This is a genomic window from Brachybacterium vulturis, from assembly GCF_002407185.1.
GTDB classification, from domain to species: domain Bacteria; phylum Actinomycetota; class Actinomycetes; order Actinomycetales; family Dermabacteraceae; genus Brachybacterium; species Brachybacterium vulturis.
Window position 1 is genome coordinate 1,375,696 of sequence record NZ_CP023563.1, and the last position, 14,824, is coordinate 1,390,519.

Sequence of the window (14,824 nt, forward strand, 5' to 3'; positions counted from 1 at the left end):
CACGATAATCCCGCAGCGCCGTTCCGCGGGGGAGCGCCCGCCGTGGGCCCACGTGAGCCGCGTCCCTCGCGGTGCAGGTGGAGCGGGGGAGCGGCCCCGCCCCGGAGCGGGTCGGTGTGGTAGAAACGGGCGTGCGCCCCGCGGTGACCCCGGGGCGCGATGCCGGAGACGGCACGGCGCCTGCCCAGAGCCTGCGGAGCTGCCGCCGGACCCGCCGAGCCCGAGGAGCCTCCCGATGCCCAAGACCCTGAACATCGCCGTGATCGGCGCCGGAACCATGGCTCAGGCCGTGCACCTGCCGGTGCTGCGGCGGCGCTGGGACCGATTCACGATCGCCGCACTGGTGGAGCATTCCCCGCGCCGCCGACGGGAGGCCTCGGACGTGTGGGGCCTCGAGGAGGACAGGCGCTACGAATCAGTCGCTGATCTGATCGCGGCGGTGCGCGCCAAGACGCTGACGCTGGACGGGGCCGTGCTCTCCACCGACGGACTGCACGTCGAGGATCTGCTCGCTCTCATGCGCCGGGGCATCCCGGTGCTGGTGGAGCCGCCGCTGGGCTTCTCCGCCGAGGAGGTCGCGAAGGTCGCCGACTTCGAGCGGATGACCGGCCGTCGCCTGGTGATGATGGCCTACCCCCAGCAGTACGACGACTCCGTGACCCGGATGGCCGAGCACATCGCCGTCAAGGATCTGCGGATGGTGGACCACGAGGTGCTGATGCCGGCGAGCCAGCCGATGTTCGGCGGGGCCCACGTGACCACCTCCTCCTACGACCTGCCCAGCGAGGTCCGCTCGCAGCGGCGCAAGGCGCTGCAGGCCGCGGTCGAGGCGGGGACCGGGGACGGCGCCACCCAGCGCGACCGCGATCTCTACGTCAAGGGCCTGCTGACGGGCGTGGCGCATCAGATGGCGGTGATCGAGGCGTCCTACGGCCCGCTCGTGCGCCTGTCCGCGGTGCGGCACTGGCCCAAGGGCGTGATCCCCGGCTCGCTCGAGCTGCTCGGCGAGCTCGAGGGCGGGGCGCAGGTGCGTCTGGTGTGGCACTACCTCCCCTTCGCCCCCGAGTACTCCGAGTCGCTGCAGGTGCTCTCCGCCCGGCGACGGATGTGCGTGGAGCTGCCGGCTCCCTCGCACGGCGACCGACGCTCGAGCGTCTCCTTGCGGGAGAAGAAGAGCGGCGTGGTCCAGGAGACCTCGACGACGGCGCCCAAGGGTGCCGCGGAGCTGATGTGGGAGGCCTTCCACGCCTTCGTGGAGAAGGGGAAGCAGCCCGTCTCGGGAGCCGCGGAGGCCCGCGAGCAGGTGGTGCTGCTGCGCGAGGTGCTCTCGAGCATCGTCGTCGCCGACGGCCGCAGCCTCGAGGCGGAGGAGAGCGACGAGGGCGAGGAGGACGCGGACGCCGTGAGCGCCGGTGAGGAGACGACCGCCGGGGCGGCCGCCGTCGACACGGCGACCGATGACGCGGCCACCGGCGACGCCCCGCAGCCGGACGAACCCGCCGCGAGCGCCGCCGAGCCCGCGCCCGAGACGCTCGAGCAGCCCGTGCAGCACGCTGAGATCGGGGAGCCCGTGGAACCTGCCCCCGCAGCCGCTCCCGGAGCCGGCGCGGAGGTCACCGACGCCTGGGGACCGGACCTCGCCGCGGCCGACGGTCCCGCAGCGGACGCGAGCGGGACCGACGCGCCCGCTGCGGACCTCCCCGCAGAAGACGCACCCGCCACCGACTCGCCGGTGGGGGACGAACCCCGCTCCTGAGCGACGCGGTGCCGCCCGCTCCACCGACGACCCCCGCTGCCCGCCGGCGGGGGTCGTGCTGTGCGCGCCCGGTGCCGTCTCCCGCCGCCGGGGGACACGCCGGGATGCGGACCAGTCGCACCGGCGCGCCGCTCTCGCGGACACGCCGGGGACACGCCCGGGACACGCCGGAGAAACGGGTCGCTCCGGTCCGTTCCGGGCCATTCCCGTGTCGTGGGGAGGAGGCGTCATCCACCGCCGGGGACGGCTGTCGGACCCGTCATCCACACTCGACTGTGCACGCATCCTCTGCATTCGTGCGTGGCACTGCCGCTCCGTCCCCATCCGGCCCGGCTCGTCCACAGTCCATCAACAACCCGATGTGGATGACAGTGTTGTAGTTCAGTACATCTAGTGGTGGTCGCGCCGAGGCACCACTAGGTGTAGTGTTGACGCAGTCGCACCGATCCGGAGCTTCGCAGTCCCGGACAGCGGCGACAGGGCCCCTCGGGCCCCCACCGACAATCTCTGACACCCCGTTCCCGCGCCTCGGCGCAGCGCTCGTGAAAGGCCCTCCCCTTGGACATCACCGTGTACTCGAAGCCCCTCTGCGTGCAGTGCGATGCGACCAAGCGCGCCCTGAACAAGGCGGGCGTCGCCTACGACGTCGTCGACATCACCGAGGACGCGGACGCCCTGGCGACGGTCAAGTCCCTCGGCTACGTCCAGGCCCCGGTCGTCATCACCTCCGAGGACCACTGGTCCGGTTTCCGCCCGGACAAGATCAAGGCGCTCGCGGGCGTCGGTGCGCAGCAGCGCGCCGTCTCTGCGATCTGACAGGCCGCGGAGGAGCGTCGAAGTGACCAGGCTCGTCTACTTCTCCTCGGTCTCCGGCAACACCAAGCGCTTCGTCGAGAAGCTCGGCATGACTGCGGAGCGGGTCCCGCTCTATCCGAAGGATGATCCCCTCGTCGTCGACGAGGAGTTCGTCCTGGTGGTCCCGACCTATGGCGGGGGCAACGGCCGCGGCGCCGTCCCCAAGCAGGTCATCAAGTTCCTCAACGATGAACGCAACCGGTCCCTGATCCGGGGCGTGATCGGCGCGGGGAACACCAACTTCGGGGAGGCCTACTGCTTGGCGGGGGACATCATCTCCACCAAGTGCCAGGTCCCCCACATGTACAAGTTCGAACTGTTCGGTACTCCGCGTGACGTGATGCGGGTCCATGATGGATTGGAAGAGTTTTGGCGACACTGACCGAGATGCCCCCGGTCGAGCACAACAGGCAGCTCGACTACCACGCGCTCAACGCGATGCTGAATCTGTACGGTCCCGACGGGAACATCCAGTTCGAGAAGGACCGCGAGGCCGCGCGGGAGTACTTCCTGCAGCACGTGAACCCCAACACCGTCTTCTTCCACTCGCTGCGCGAGAAGATGGACTACCTGGTCGAGAACAACTACTACGAGCAGGCCGTTCTCGACCAGTACGACTTCTCCTTCATCGAGTCGCTCTCGGAGCAGGCCTACGCCAAGAAGTTCCGCTTCCCCACCTTCCTGGGTGCCTTCAAGTACTACACCTCGTACACGCTGAAGACCTTCGACGGCAAGCGGTACCTGGAGCGCTTCGAGGACCGCGTGGTCATGGTCGCGCTCGGTCTCGCCCGCGGTGACGAGCAGCTGGCCCGCGACCTGGTCGACGAGATCCTCGACGGCCGCTTCCAGCCGGCCACCCCCACCTTCCTCAATGCCGGCAAGGCCCAGCGCGGAGAGCTCGTGAGCTGCTTCCTGCTGCGCATCGAGGACAACATGGAGTCGATCGGCCGCTCGATCAACTCCGCGCTGCAGCTGTCCAAGCGCGGCGGCGGCGTCGCCCTGCTGCTGAGCAACCTGCGTGAGTACGGTGCGCCGATCAAGCACATCGAGAACCAGTCCAGCGGCGTCATCCCCGTGATGAAGCTGCTCGAGGACTCCTTCTCCTACGCCAATCAGCTCGGGGCCCGCCAGGGTGCCGGTGCGGTGTACCTCAACGCCCACCACCCGGACATCCTGCGGTTCCTGGACACCAAGCGCGAGAACGCCGACGAGAAGATCCGGATCAAGACCCTCTCCCTCGGCGTGGTCATCCCCGACATCACCTTCGAGCTCGCCAAGAAGAACGAGCCGATGTACCTGTTCTCCCCGTACGACGTGGAGCGCGAGTACGGCAAGCCGTTCGCCGAGGTGAACGTCTCCGAGGTCTACCACGAGATGGTCGACAACCCCCGGATCTCCAAGAAGAAGATCAAGGCGCGCGACTTCTTCCAGGTCCTCGCCGAGATCCAGTTCGAGTCCGGCTACCCGTACATCATGTTCGAGGACACCGTGAACCGGGCGAACCCGATCGCCGGCAAGGTCACGCACTCGAACCTGTGCTCGGAGATCCTGCAGGTCTCGACCCCCTCGACCATGAACGTCGACCTCACCTACGACGAGCTGGGCCGGGACATCTCCTGCAACCTGGGATCGATGAACATCGCCAAGGCGATGGACTCCCCGGACTTCGCACAGACGATCGCCACCGCGATCCGGGGCCTGACCGCCGTCTCGGACACCTCGGACATCGAGTCCGTGCCGACGATCGCCGAGGGCAACCGCAAGTCCCACGCGATCGGCCTGGGGCAGATGAACCTGCACGGCTACCTGGCGCGCGAGCGGATCTTCTACGGCTCCGAGGAGGGCCTGGACTTCACCAACATGTACTTCTACTCGGTCACCTACCACGCCATCAAGGCGTCGATGGAGATCGCGAAGCAGCGTGGTGAGCGGTTCTTCGACTTCGAGAACTCCACGTACGGCACCGGCGAGTACTTCGACAAGTACATCGACCAGGTGTGGGAGCCCCGCACCGAGAAGGTCCGCGGCCTGTTCGCCGAGTCCTCGGCGCACCTGCCCACCCAGGAGGACTGGAAGCAGCTGCGCGAGGACGTCGCGAAGCACGGCATGTACAACGCCTACCTGCAGGCGGTGCCGCCGACCGGCTCGATCTCGTACATCAACAACTCCACGAGCTCGATCCACCCGATCGCCTCCAAGATCGAGATCCGCAAGGAGGGGAAGATCGGCCGCGTCTACTACCCGGCCCCCTACCTCACCAACGACAACCTCGAGTACTACCAGGATGCGTACGAGATCGGGTTCGAGAAGATCGTCGACACCTACGCCGAGGCCACCCAGCACGTGGATCAGGGCCTGTCGCTGACGCTGTTCTTCAAGGACAGCGCCACCACGCGCGACATCAACAAGGCGCAGATCTACGCCTGGCGCAAGGGCATCAAGACCCTCTACTACATCCGCCTGCGGCAGATGGCCATCGAGGGCACCGAGGTCGAGGGCTGCGTCAGCTGCATGCTGTGAGACCCCCAGCCCCCGCCTGACCAGGGACGGCCCGCTGCGAGCTTCGGCTCGGAACGGGCCGTCCCTCGTGCGTGCGGTGTTGACGCCCGCTCATTACTGCGCTTCCATCGGTCATACGACGGTGTGATGACGCGCCGGCCTGCCGTCCGCTCGAACTCGTGCGGACGGGACGGTCAGCGGCCCGTCCCCGCCGCACCCTTCCCCCTCCGAGTCCCCCAAGGAGAGTCATGGACGACCTCGTCATGAACTGGGACCTCGGCACCGCCGGGCTGCTGATCCTCGCGGTCGGCGCCATCGCGGTGCTGCTGGTGCTGATCATGGTCTTCAAGGTGCACGCGTTCCTCGCACTGATGCTCACCAGCATCGGCACGGCGCTGGTCGCCGGCATCCCCCCGGACCGACTCGTGGAGGCACTGGGCTTCGGGTTCAACCCGACCCTGGGCAGCGTCATGCTGCTGGTCGCGCTCGGAGCCATGCTGGGCCGGATGGTCGAGGCGTCCGGCGGTGCGCAGGCGCTCGCGGACTCCCTGATCGGGATCTTCGGCGAGAAGCGCGCCGGGTTCGCGCTCTCCCTGGCGAGCCTGCTGATGGGCTTCCCGATCTTCTTCGATGCGGGTCTGGTCGTCATGCTGCCGATCATCTATGCGGTCGCTCGCCGCGTCGGCGGCTCGTTCCTGTCGATCGCGCTGCCCAGCGCCATCGCCTTCAGCGCGATGCACATCTTCTCCCCGCCCCACCCGGGCCCGGTCGCCGCCTCGGCGATCCTCGGCGCGGACGTCGGGCAGGTGCTGCTGGTCGGCATCGTCTTCGCGGTGATCATCTGGCTGATCGCCGGTGTGGGCCTCGCTCCGGTGCTGGGCCGCCGTCTGGACGTCGCGATCCCGAACATCCTCGGCGACTCCCGTGAGCACAGCGACCTGGAGTCCGCTCCGAAGGTCCGCACCATCGTGATGATCCTGCTGCTGCCGCTGGTGCTGATCCTGCTGAACACCGCGCTGAACACCGTGGGTGCCACCCGTCCGGACCCCGAGGCCTTCAACGCCGGCCCCGTGATCGCGGTCCTGCGGATGATCGGAGAGACCCCGGTCGCCCTGCTGATCACCCTGTTCGTCTCGATGTTCGTGCTGGGCTGGGGTGCCGGGAAGACGGGCACCCTGATCGAGAAGGTCCAGGACTCGGCACTGGGGCCGATCGCCTCGGTGGTGCTGGTCACCGGCGCCGGCGGCATGTTCGGCGGTGTCCTGCGGGCCACCGGCATCGGCGACGCCGTCGCCCAGTCCCTCCAGGACATCGGCATGCCCGTCATCGTCGCCGCCTACCTCATCGCCCAGATCGTCCGGCTGGCCCAGGGCTCCGCGACGGTCGCGCTGACCACGGCGGCCTCGCTGATGGCGGGGATCGTCGCCGCCGGGGACTTCACCCCGTTCCAGGTGGTCGCCCTGGTGATGGCGATGAGTGCCGGGTCCGTCGGCTTCTCCCACGTCAACGATTCCGGGTTCTGGCTGGTCAGCCGGTTCTTCGGGATGGACATGAAGCAGACCCTGGGCACCTGGACCGTGCTCCAGGGAGCGATGGGCGTGATCGGGTTCGTGCTGGCGCTGATCCTGTACGCCGTCGCCGGCGGCCTCGGGGTGTGAGCCGGGCGGGCGGGCCGCGGAGGCGGTCCGTCCGAGCCCTGGACGGAGTGGCGGACGCGGCATCGCCGGCGCTGGGGAACGGGCCGGTTCCGGCCTAGACTGGAGAGTCCGCGCCGTGCCGGGCGCAGGCTCGACCCCGGCCGGAGGCGATGACTCGATCCACCCGATAGACAGTGAGGCTGCGGTGAACGACCACCTGAAGACGACGGTCCAGGCGATCAACTGGAACCGGATCCCGGACCCGAAGGACCAGGAGGTGTGGGACCGTCTGACCGGCAATTTCTGGCTGCCCGAGAAGGTCCCGCTGTCCAATGACGTCCAGTCCTGGAACCGCCTCAGCGAGCACGAGCAGCAGCTGGTGATGCGCGTGTTCACGGGCCTGACCCTGCTGGACACGGTGCAGGGCACCGTGGGTGCGGTCTCCCTGATCCCGGATGCGGTCACCCAGCACGAGGAGGCGGTGTACACCAACATCGCGTTCATGGAGTCGGTGCACGCGAAGTCCTACTCCCAGATCTTCTCGACGCTGGCCAACACCAAGCAGATCGACGAGGCCTTCCGCTGGAGCGAGTTCAACGAGCCGCTGCAGAAGAAGGCGAACATCGTCATGAGCTACTACCAGGGCGATGACCCGGAGAAGCGCAAGGTCGCCTCGACGCTGCTCGAGTCGTTCCTGTTCTACTCCGGCTTCTACCTGCCGATGCACTACTCCAGCCGCGGAGAGCTCACCAACACCGCGGACATCATCCGGCTGATCATCCGTGACGAGGCCGTGCACGGCTACTACATCGGCTACAAGTTCCAGAAGGCCGTGGAGAAGGCCACCCCGGCCCGCCAGGCGGAGCTCAAGGAATACACCTTCTCGCTGCTCATGGAGCTGTACGAGAACGAGGAGGAGTACACCGAGGATCTCTACGACCCGGTGGGCTGGACGGAGGAGGTCAAGACCTTCCTGCGCTACAACGCCAACAAGGCGCTGATGAACCTCGGCTACGAGTCGCTGTTCCCGCAGGAGTCCGTCGAGGTGAACCCGGCGATCCTGGCCGCGCTGTCCCCGAACGCCGACGAGAACCACGACTTCTTCTCCGGCTCCGGCTCCAGCTACGTGATGGGCAAGGCCGTGGAGACCGAGGACGACGACTGGGACTTCTGAGCCCCGGGAGTCAGGACCTCCAGATCCCCTGACGACAGGACGGGCCGGGCGATCACGCCCGGCCCGTCCCGCATTCCCCCGATCGTGCACAGGGGGCGCTGAGATCCCGGGTTCCGCAGTGCGGGACAATACGCGGATCAGGAATCCGCGGACCAGGTGGTCGACGCCGTGACCTGCGGTGTCGCCGAATACCCCCGGTTCTATGGGAATTCGTCGTCATAATGGAGAGGCAGTATCCGTCCCTTCCCTGACAGAACGGAGCTCCACCATGGGTCTTCTCTGGGCGATCATCTCCTGGATCATCATCGGTGCGATCATCGGTCTCATCGCCCGCGCGCTCATGCCGGGCAAGCAGGCCATGGGCCTCGGGATGACGATCATCCTCGGTGTCATCGGCGCCATCGTCGGCGGATTCATCGGCGGCCTCCTGGGAGGCAATGGCGTCAGCGGCATCCTCGACAATCCGTGGAGCATCGGCACCATCCTGCTCGCCGTGGTCGGTGCTCTCATCGTCATGTTCATCTACGGTCTGGTGACCAAGAGCCGGGTCTGAGGCAGACCCCGGGCTCCCGAGCCCCGCATGACGGCGGCGCCGTCCGGACCTCCGGGCGGCGCCGCCGTCGGCTCGGCCCTGGACGCCGCGCTGCCGGCCCCGTGCCCACGGGTCCCTGGCCTCTTCCGCGGCGATGGGCGAGACTGGGGTATGGCCACCTATGTTCCCCTGATCACCGCGGATCTGGCGCGAGCTGCCCGAGCGCTCGCCCAGGTCTCCCTGTTCGACCTCGCCGAGCACACCGACCTCGACGCCGAGCATCTGCGCGGTGTGGAACGGGGCCTGCGCTCCCTCACGGCAGCGCAGGAGGAGCGTCTCCACCACGCCTTCGAGGAGTTCGGCGTCGAGGTGCTCCCCGCCGATGAGGAGGCCGGTATCGGCCACGGCGCCCGTCGGAAGTTCAACCCGCGCACCGTGAAGCGGCTCGAGAACTGGGAGAACGAGGGCGGCCCCGCCGCCGACGACGACATCTGAACGCCGCGCCCGTGGATGCCGCCCCCGCTGGTCGCGGGAGCATGACTGCTCAGAGCGGGACGTCGGCCCTGCGCCGCCCCACTTCCTGGACCGGGTGCCGGCCCGAGGACCACCGTGCCGTGTCGGCACGCAGCGCAGCGAGGTCCGTCGGTGCCACCAGCACCGACAGCACTGCGCTGCGCGAGGAGTACTGCGTCGGCTCGACCCTCGCGCCGTGGGTGGCGGCCCAGAGCCGCACCGCGTTCTCCGCGATCCCCACCTCCGCCGGCGGCACCTCGACCTGCGCGACCACGAGCTCGGTGCGCCGACGCAGGGAGGCCACCGCCACCGCCTGCTCCACCCCGGCGGTGTAGGCGCGCACCAGCCCGCCGGCGCCGAGCTTCACCCCACCGAAGTAGCGGATCACGATCGCGAAGGTGTCCACGAGGCGGGCCTGCAGCAGGGACTGCAGCATCGGCATCCCCGCCGTCCCGGACGGTTCGCCGTCATCGTTGGAGCGGTGCATCTCCGCGCGTCCGGCGGTCTCGGCGAGCACCAGCGCGGTGCAGTGGTGACGGGCGTCGGGATGCTGGGTGCGGGCGCTGCGCAGCAGGGCATCGGCCTGCGCCACGTCCTGGACCCGATGCAGCCGGGTGAGGAAACGGGACTTCTTCTCGATCAGCTCGGTCTCGACGTCGGCGGCGAGGACCAGGGGATCGGACATGTCCAGAAGTCTAGGCGGAACCCGGCCCGGCAGCGTGGTCGGGCGGCGGCGGGGGCGCTAGCCTGGGCACGACCCCGTCACCACCTCAGGAGTTTCTCGTGACCCAGCCTCCCCAGTCCTCCTCCGGGCCGCTCTCCCCGCAGTACGGGGCCTACGGGCAGGGAGGGGCGCCCGCACCGGGCGCCCCCTCGCCCCAGGGCTTCGCCCCGGCGCCGGCGAAGAAGCCGTCGAAGGCGCCGAAGATCCTCATCATATTGGGCGTGGTGGTGCTCGCGCTCAGTGTCATCATCGGCGTGGTGCTCGCGGTCATCGGCTTCGGCGGCACCGTCAGCGATCTGGAGGAGCTCGAGGTGTTCGAGTCCGGCAGCGGCAGCATCACCGCCGAGGCCGGTGAGTCGCTGCAGGTCTACGTCCAGGAGGGTGCCCCGGTCCCGAGCTGCACGATCGACGGCCCCGCGGTGGGCGCGGGCACCATCCAGTCCAGCTCCATGAACGACGGCGAGAACTCCTGGGTGTCGGTGGATTCGTTCACCGCGGACGAGGCGGGCGAGTACACCGTCACCTGCGGCGACACTCCGATCGCGGTCGGCCCGCCGGTGTCCATCGGCGGCATCTTCACCGGTCTTGGCGGCATCCTCCTGGCCATCGGTGGTGGAGCTCTCGGGTTCCTGCTGCTGGTGATCGGCGTGATCCTGCTGATCGTGCGCAAGCGCTCGGCATGAGCGGTGCAGGAGCCGCGGGAGCGCCCGCCCGCTGAGCGGCCCGCAGAACATGACGGAGCCCGGCAGGACATCGGTCCTGCCGGGCTCCGTCGTGCGAGCCCTGGGGCTCGGGGCTGGTCTCAGGCGTCCTCGGTGATCAGCGGGTACACGCCGTTCTCGTCGTGCACCTCGCGGCCGGTGACCGGCGGGTTGAACACGCACACGCAGCGGATCTCCTTGCGGACCCGCACCTTGTGCTTGTCGTGGTCGTTGAGCAGGTACAGGGTGCCCGGGGCGAGCTGGTGCACCTCACCGGTGGCGAGGTCCTCGATCTCGCCCTCACCGTGGGTGATGAAGACGGCCTCGATGTGGTTGGCGTACCAGAAGTAGCTCTCGGTGCCCTCGTACAGGGTGGTCTCGTGGACGGAGAAGCCCACACCCTCCTTGGCCAGGATGACGCGCTTGGAGCGCCAGTTCTCCGACTGGATGTCGTCTTCGGTGTCTTCGACGTCGGCGAGCGAGCGAACGAGCATGGGGTGTCCTTCCGGTGGGTGATCCAGGTTCAGGGGCGGAGCGCAGGCGTTCTGCGCCTCCGCGCAGACCGTCGGCCCGCCCCATGGTGCGGGCGGGCCGACGGGGGAGTGGTCTCAGGCGGCGAGCGCCTCGTCGACGGCGGCCTCGATGATGTCCAGGCCCTTGGCCAGCAGTTCATCGGGGATGGTCAGCGCCGGGAGCAGCTTGACGACCTCGTCGGAGGGGCCGGAGGTCTCCACCAGCAGGCCCTCCTCGAAGGAGCGCGCCGCGATCTTCCCGGCGATCTCACCGGTGGGCATCTGCAGGCCACGGGCCAGGCCGCGACCCTTGACGATCAGCTCGTGCTCGGGGTACTTCGCCGCGATGCGGTTGAAGCGGCTCTCCACGTAGGCGCCCTTGGCGATGGTCGCCTTCTCGAACTCGTCATCGCTCCAGAACAGGTCGATGGCCTTGGTGGCGGTGGCGAAGGCCGGACCGAAGCCGCGGAAGGTGCCGTTGTGCTCGCCCGGCTCCCAGATGTCGAGCTCGGGCTTGATGAGGGTCAGCGCGAGCGGGTGGCCGTAGCCGCTGATCGACTTCGAGAGGGTCACCATGTCCGGCACGATGCCGGCCTGCTCGAAGCTGAAGAACTCGCCGGTGCGGCCGCATCCCATCTGGATGTCGTCCACGATCAGCAGGATCTCGTGCTTCTTGCAGAGGGCCGCGAGGCCGCGCAGCCACTCGGCGCGGGCGGCGTTGATGCCGCCCTCGCCCTGGACGGCCTCGACGATCACGGCCGCGGGCTTGTTCAGGCCGCTGCCGTCGTCGGTGAGCAGGCGCTCGAAGTACATGAAGTCCGGCACGACCTGGCCGAAGTAGTCGTCGAAGGGCATCGGGGTGGAGTGCACCAGGGGGATCCCGGCGCCGCCGCGCTTCATCGAGTTGCCGGTGACCGACAGGGCGCCCAGGGTCATGCCGTGGAAGCCGTTGGTGAAGTTCACGACGGACTCGCGCCCGGTGACCTTGCGCGCCAGCTTCAGCGCCGCCTCGACGGCGTTGGTGCCGCCGGGGCCGGGGAAGGCGACCTTGTAGTCGAGGCCGCGGGGCGTCAGGATCTTCTCGTTGAACGTCTGCAGGAACTCGCGGCGCACGTCGGTGAACATGTCCAGGCCGTGCACGACCCGGTCCTCGAGGTAGTGGTCGATGACGACCTTCTTGAGCTCGGGGTGGTTGTGCCCGTAGTTCAGGGTGCCGGCGCCGGCGAAGAAGTCGATGTACTCGCGGCCGTCCTCGGCGGTCAGCACGGAGCCCTTGGCGTGGGTGAACACGGTGGGCCAGCCACGCGAGTAGCTGCGGACACCGGACTCCAGCTCGATCGGGTCGACGGTGGGGGCGCTGACCTCGTCGGTCAGCTCGGGCTTCTCGGTGGACTCGGTCGCTGCGGTCATGGTCATGACATCTCCCTGGGTGGTGAATCGGTGGTCTGTGGAGGGCGCGGGGGCGCGCTGGGGCGCCTGCGCCGATGGATCTCGGGGCCGACGGGGTCGCCGGAGGTGCGCGGGGTCAGGTGCCGCGGCGCAGCTCGCTGATCTCGTGGAGCAGCTCGGCACCGTGGCCGGGATCCGGGAAGTGGGCCTCCGTCAGCAGCGGGCCGACGGAATGGCTCGCCCCGTGCCGCTCCGCGAAGGAGGCGAACAGGCGCTGGGAGGCGGCATTGTCCGCCGTGATGGTGGTCTCCAGCGTGGTGACCTGCGGAAGGTCTGCCAGCAGGGCGTCCAGCAGGCGGGCGGCGATGCGCCGGCCGCGCTGGGACTCGTCCACCGCGATCTGCCAGACGAACAGCCGCTCCGGCGCCGTGGGGCGCTGATAGCCGAGCACGAAGCCGACCGGCTCACCCGCGGCGATCGCCACCCGCGAGGAGGCGGCGAAGTCGCGAGCCATGATCAGGTAGGCGTACGACGTGTTCAGGTCGAGCGTGCCGCTGTCGCGGGCGATCCGCCACATGGCGGCCCCCTCCTCCATGGTGGGAGGACGGAAATCCAGGTCGGAGGCGTCTCCGGTGGTCTGGTCAGTAGCGGACGGGTGGTCTGCGCTGTGCGCTATCAACTGGCCCATATCGCCCTCCACGGTACCGAGAGTGGCGACGAATGTGGAGCCCCCGGGGTCGCCGGAGGGGGGTGCCCTCGGAGTGTCGTGACGCAACTGTGATGGTCCGGCGTCCGCGGATCGGATTGTCGGACAACCGTGGATCATTCATGTCGACCTGCAGTGATGCCTCCTCGTCGAGGGCATCCGGCGGGGCCGATGCGCGTCCGATGTGGTGTGCGCCACATGATCGCGATGCGGGACACATTCTCGCGCGCGCGAGAAGTCAAGGTCGCGGGAGAGCCGTCCCGACGTGGCCCTGCGGTCGGTGGGCGGGTCGCTCCCGCTACCGTCGTGCTCATGAATCCCCTCGAATCATTGAACGAGTTCCTCGGAAACGCCGAGGGCTGGCTCTGGACCTGGGCAGGGATGCCCGTGGTCATCCTGCTCGGCCTGTACTTCACCATCCGCACCGGCGCCGTGCAGTTCCGGATGATCCCGGCGATGTTCGGCGCCATCACCCAGAAGGCGCAGCGGGAGGAGGTGGGTTCGGGCCGTGATCGTGCCGAGCGCACCAAGTCGCTCAGCGCCTTCCAGGCGTTCTCCGTCTCCGCCGCCGCCCGCGTGGGCACCGGCAACATCTCCGGCGTGGCCGGGGCGATCTTCCTGGGCGGGCCGGGAGCGGTGCTGTGGATGTGGGTGATGTGCCTGCTCACCGGGGCGGCGAGCTTCATCGAATCCACCCTCGCACAGCTGTGGAAGACCCGCGCGGACGACACCTACAAGGGTGGCCCCGCCTTCTACATCGCCCGCGGGCTGGGCAGCCGGAAGTTCGGGCTGTTCTTCGCGGTGCTGTTCATCTTCTGCTTCGCCTTCGCCTTCACCTCGCTGCAGGCCAACACCATCGTCGACGCCGTCACCGGTGCCGCCGCCGTGTACGTCGATCCGGCCCAGCTGGGCTGGCTGCCGGTCGTGCTCGGCGTGCTGCTCGCCGTGCTCACCGGCGTCATCGTCTTCGGCGGCATGCGCCGCGTGGCCTCGGTCGCCCAGAACATGGTCCCGATCATGGCCGCGATCTACCTGCTGATCGGCATCGTCATCGTGGGGATGAACCTCGGCGAGCTGCCCCGCGTGATCACCCAGATCGTCACCGAGGCGTTCAGCCCGCAGGCCGCCATCGGCGGCGGCTTCGGCGCGGTCATCGTCAACGGCGTCCAGCGCGGCATGCTCTCGAACGAGGCGGGCATGGGCTCGGTCCCGAACGTCGCCGCGACCGCCTCGGTCAGCCACCCCGTCAAGCAGGGCCTGGTGCAGACCCTCGGCGTCTACTTCGACACCCTGCTGATCTGCACGATCACCGCCTTCATCGTGCTGGTCTCCTTCCCGGACGTCAGCGCCGGCGGCGAGGGCCTGACGATGGTGCAGGAGTCGCTGGCGACCAACCTCGGCGGCTGGTCCGCGATCCTGCTCGCCGCGATCATGTTCCTGCTCGCCTTCACCTCGGTGCTGGGCAACTTCTCCTACGGCGAGGCGAACATGCACTTCATCACCAGCAAGCGCGGCTGGCACATCGCCTTCGGCATCGCCGTGACCGGCCTGGTGCTCGTCGGCTCGATGATCGCCGTCGACCTCGCCTGGACCATCGCCGGGGTGTCCATGGTGTTCATCGCCCTGATCAACCTCGTGGTGATCGCCCTGCTGGCCCCCACCGCGGTGAAGCTGCTGCGGCACTACAACGCCCAGCGGGCCCAGGGCCTGGACCCGATCTTCCTGGCCTCCGACCTCCCCGAGATCAAGAACGTCGAGGTCTGGGTCGGCGAGGACGTCTGCGACTACCAGGACGCCCGCGAGGCGGAGGCGGCCACCGTCTGAGC

14 protein-coding genes are annotated in these 14,824 nt (G+C 68.6%); 10 read left to right on the top strand and 4 right to left on the bottom strand.

Annotated elements, in window-relative coordinates; all coding sequences use genetic code 11:
* Positions 1-235: 235 nt before the first annotated feature.
* The 8 genes from CFK38_RS06145 to CFK38_RS06180 all read left to right on the top strand — a co-directional run bounded on the left by CFK38_RS06145 (position 236) and on the right by CFK38_RS06180 (position 8,948).
* Positions 236-1,756 carry a Gfo/Idh/MocA family protein gene (locus tag CFK38_RS06145; RefSeq protein WP_096802289.1) on the top strand — a complete coding sequence of 507 codons (1,521 nt, stop codon included), beginning with the start codon at positions 236-238 and terminating at the stop codon, positions 1,754-1,756.
* A 558-nt stretch (positions 1,757-2,314) separates the two neighbouring features.
* Positions 2,315-2,572 (top strand): glutaredoxin-like protein NrdH, encoded by a 258-nt coding sequence (nrdH, locus tag CFK38_RS06150; protein ID WP_157773383.1) that lies wholly within the window; start codon positions 2,315-2,317, stop codon positions 2,570-2,572.
* Positions 2,573-2,594: 22 nt separating this feature from the next.
* A complete protein-coding gene (gene nrdI / locus CFK38_RS06155; RefSeq protein ID WP_096802290.1) occupies positions 2,595-2,993 on the top strand; it encodes a class Ib ribonucleoside-diphosphate reductase assembly flavoprotein NrdI in 399 nt (132 codons plus the stop codon).
* A gap of 5 nt (positions 2,994-2,998) precedes the next feature.
* The gene (nrdE, locus tag CFK38_RS06160; protein WP_096802291.1) at positions 2,999-5,131 is read left to right on the top strand and encodes a class 1b ribonucleoside-diphosphate reductase subunit alpha; all 2,133 of its coding nucleotides are present in this window, start codon (positions 2,999-3,001) and stop codon (positions 5,129-5,131) included.
* Positions 5,132-5,358: 227 nt separating this feature from the next.
* Positions 5,359-6,768, top strand: a complete 1,410-nt coding sequence (locus tag CFK38_RS06165; RefSeq protein ID WP_096802292.1) for a GntP family permease — start codon at positions 5,359-5,361, stop codon at positions 6,766-6,768.
* Between the two features lie 184 nt (positions 6,769-6,952).
* Positions 6,953-7,921 (top strand): class 1b ribonucleoside-diphosphate reductase subunit beta, encoded by a 969-nt coding sequence (gene nrdF, locus CFK38_RS06170; RefSeq protein ID WP_096802293.1) that lies wholly within the window; start codon positions 6,953-6,955, stop codon positions 7,919-7,921.
* Positions 7,922-8,189: 268 nt separating this feature from the next.
* Positions 8,190-8,474: a GlsB/YeaQ/YmgE family stress response membrane protein gene (locus tag CFK38_RS06175; protein ID WP_096802294.1), complete on the top strand. Its 285-nt coding sequence runs from the start codon at positions 8,190-8,192 to the stop codon at positions 8,472-8,474.
* A gap of 150 nt (positions 8,475-8,624) precedes the next feature.
* Positions 8,625-8,948, top strand: coding sequence for a hypothetical protein (locus CFK38_RS06180; RefSeq protein ID WP_096802295.1), 324 nt, complete (start codon positions 8,625-8,627; stop codon positions 8,946-8,948).
* A 49-nt stretch (positions 8,949-8,997) separates the two neighbouring features.
* Here CFK38_RS06180 and CFK38_RS06185 read toward each other — a convergent pair whose 3' ends face one another.
* The gene (locus CFK38_RS06185; RefSeq protein ID WP_096802296.1) at positions 8,998-9,651 is read right to left on the bottom strand and encodes an IMPACT family protein; all 654 of its coding nucleotides are present in this window, start codon (positions 9,649-9,651) and stop codon (positions 8,998-9,000) included.
* 98 nt (positions 9,652-9,749) lie between these two features.
* Here CFK38_RS06185 and CFK38_RS06190 point away from each other — a divergent pair, with 98 nt between their 5' ends.
* Entirely contained in the window at positions 9,750-10,373 is a 624-nt protein-coding gene (locus tag CFK38_RS06190; protein WP_096802297.1) for a hypothetical protein, read from the top strand.
* A gap of 119 nt (positions 10,374-10,492) precedes the next feature.
* On the opposite strand, the gene CFK38_RS06195 is transcribed toward CFK38_RS06190, so the two are convergent.
* The 3 genes from CFK38_RS06195 to ectA form a co-directional block, all read right to left on the bottom strand.
* On the bottom strand, positions 10,493-10,885 hold the full coding sequence (locus tag CFK38_RS06195) for an ectoine synthase (protein ID WP_096802298.1): 393 nt from the start codon (positions 10,883-10,885) through the stop codon (positions 10,493-10,495).
* Positions 10,886-10,999: 114 nt separating this feature from the next.
* Positions 11,000-12,319 (bottom strand): diaminobutyrate--2-oxoglutarate transaminase, encoded by a 1,320-nt coding sequence (gene ectB / locus CFK38_RS06200; RefSeq protein ID WP_096802299.1) that lies wholly within the window; start codon positions 12,317-12,319, stop codon positions 11,000-11,002.
* Positions 12,320-12,428: 109 nt separating this feature from the next.
* The gene (ectA, locus tag CFK38_RS06205; RefSeq protein ID WP_245851244.1) at positions 12,429-12,869 is read right to left on the bottom strand and encodes a diaminobutyrate acetyltransferase; all 441 of its coding nucleotides are present in this window, start codon (positions 12,867-12,869) and stop codon (positions 12,429-12,431) included.
* A 441-nt stretch (positions 12,870-13,310) separates the two neighbouring features.
* Here ectA and CFK38_RS06210 point away from each other — a divergent pair, with 441 nt between their 5' ends.
* On the top strand, positions 13,311-14,822 hold the full coding sequence (locus CFK38_RS06210; RefSeq protein WP_096802300.1) for an alanine/glycine:cation symporter family protein: 1,512 nt from the start codon (positions 13,311-13,313) through the stop codon (positions 14,820-14,822).
* Positions 14,823-14,824: the final 2 nt, after the last annotated feature.

What these genes read in the sequence shown, in the direction of transcription:
- CFK38_RS06145 (WP_096802289.1), top strand. Translation starts at nt 236, where the DNA reads ATGCCCAAGACCCTGAACATCGCCGTGATCGGCGCCGGAACCATGGCT.
- CFK38_RS06175 (WP_096802294.1), top strand. Translation starts at nt 8,190, where the DNA reads ATGGGTCTTCTCTGGGCGATCATCTCCTGGATCATCATCGGTGCGATC.
- CFK38_RS06195 (WP_096802298.1), bottom strand. Translation starts at nt 10,885, where the DNA reads ATGCTCGTTCGCTCGCTCGCCGACGTCGAAGACACCGAAGACGACATC.
- CFK38_RS06180 (WP_096802295.1), top strand. Translation starts at nt 8,625, where the DNA reads ATGGCCACCTATGTTCCCCTGATCACCGCGGATCTGGCGCGAGCTGCC.
- ectB (WP_096802299.1), bottom strand. Translation starts at nt 12,319, where the DNA reads ATGACCATGACCGCAGCGACCGAGTCCACCGAGAAGCCCGAGCTGACC.
- CFK38_RS06185 (WP_096802296.1), bottom strand. Translation starts at nt 9,651, where the DNA reads ATGTCCGATCCCCTGGTCCTCGCCGCCGACGTCGAGACCGAGCTGATC.
- CFK38_RS06165 (WP_096802292.1), top strand. Translation starts at nt 5,359, where the DNA reads ATGGACGACCTCGTCATGAACTGGGACCTCGGCACCGCCGGGCTGCTG.
- ectA (WP_245851244.1), bottom strand. Translation starts at nt 12,869, where the DNA reads ATGTGGCGGATCGCCCGCGACAGCGGCACGCTCGACCTGAACACGTCG.
- CFK38_RS06210 (WP_096802300.1), top strand. Translation starts at nt 13,311, where the DNA reads ATGAATCCCCTCGAATCATTGAACGAGTTCCTCGGAAACGCCGAGGGC.
- nrdE (WP_096802291.1), top strand. Translation starts at nt 2,999, where the DNA reads ATGCCCCCGGTCGAGCACAACAGGCAGCTCGACTACCACGCGCTCAAC.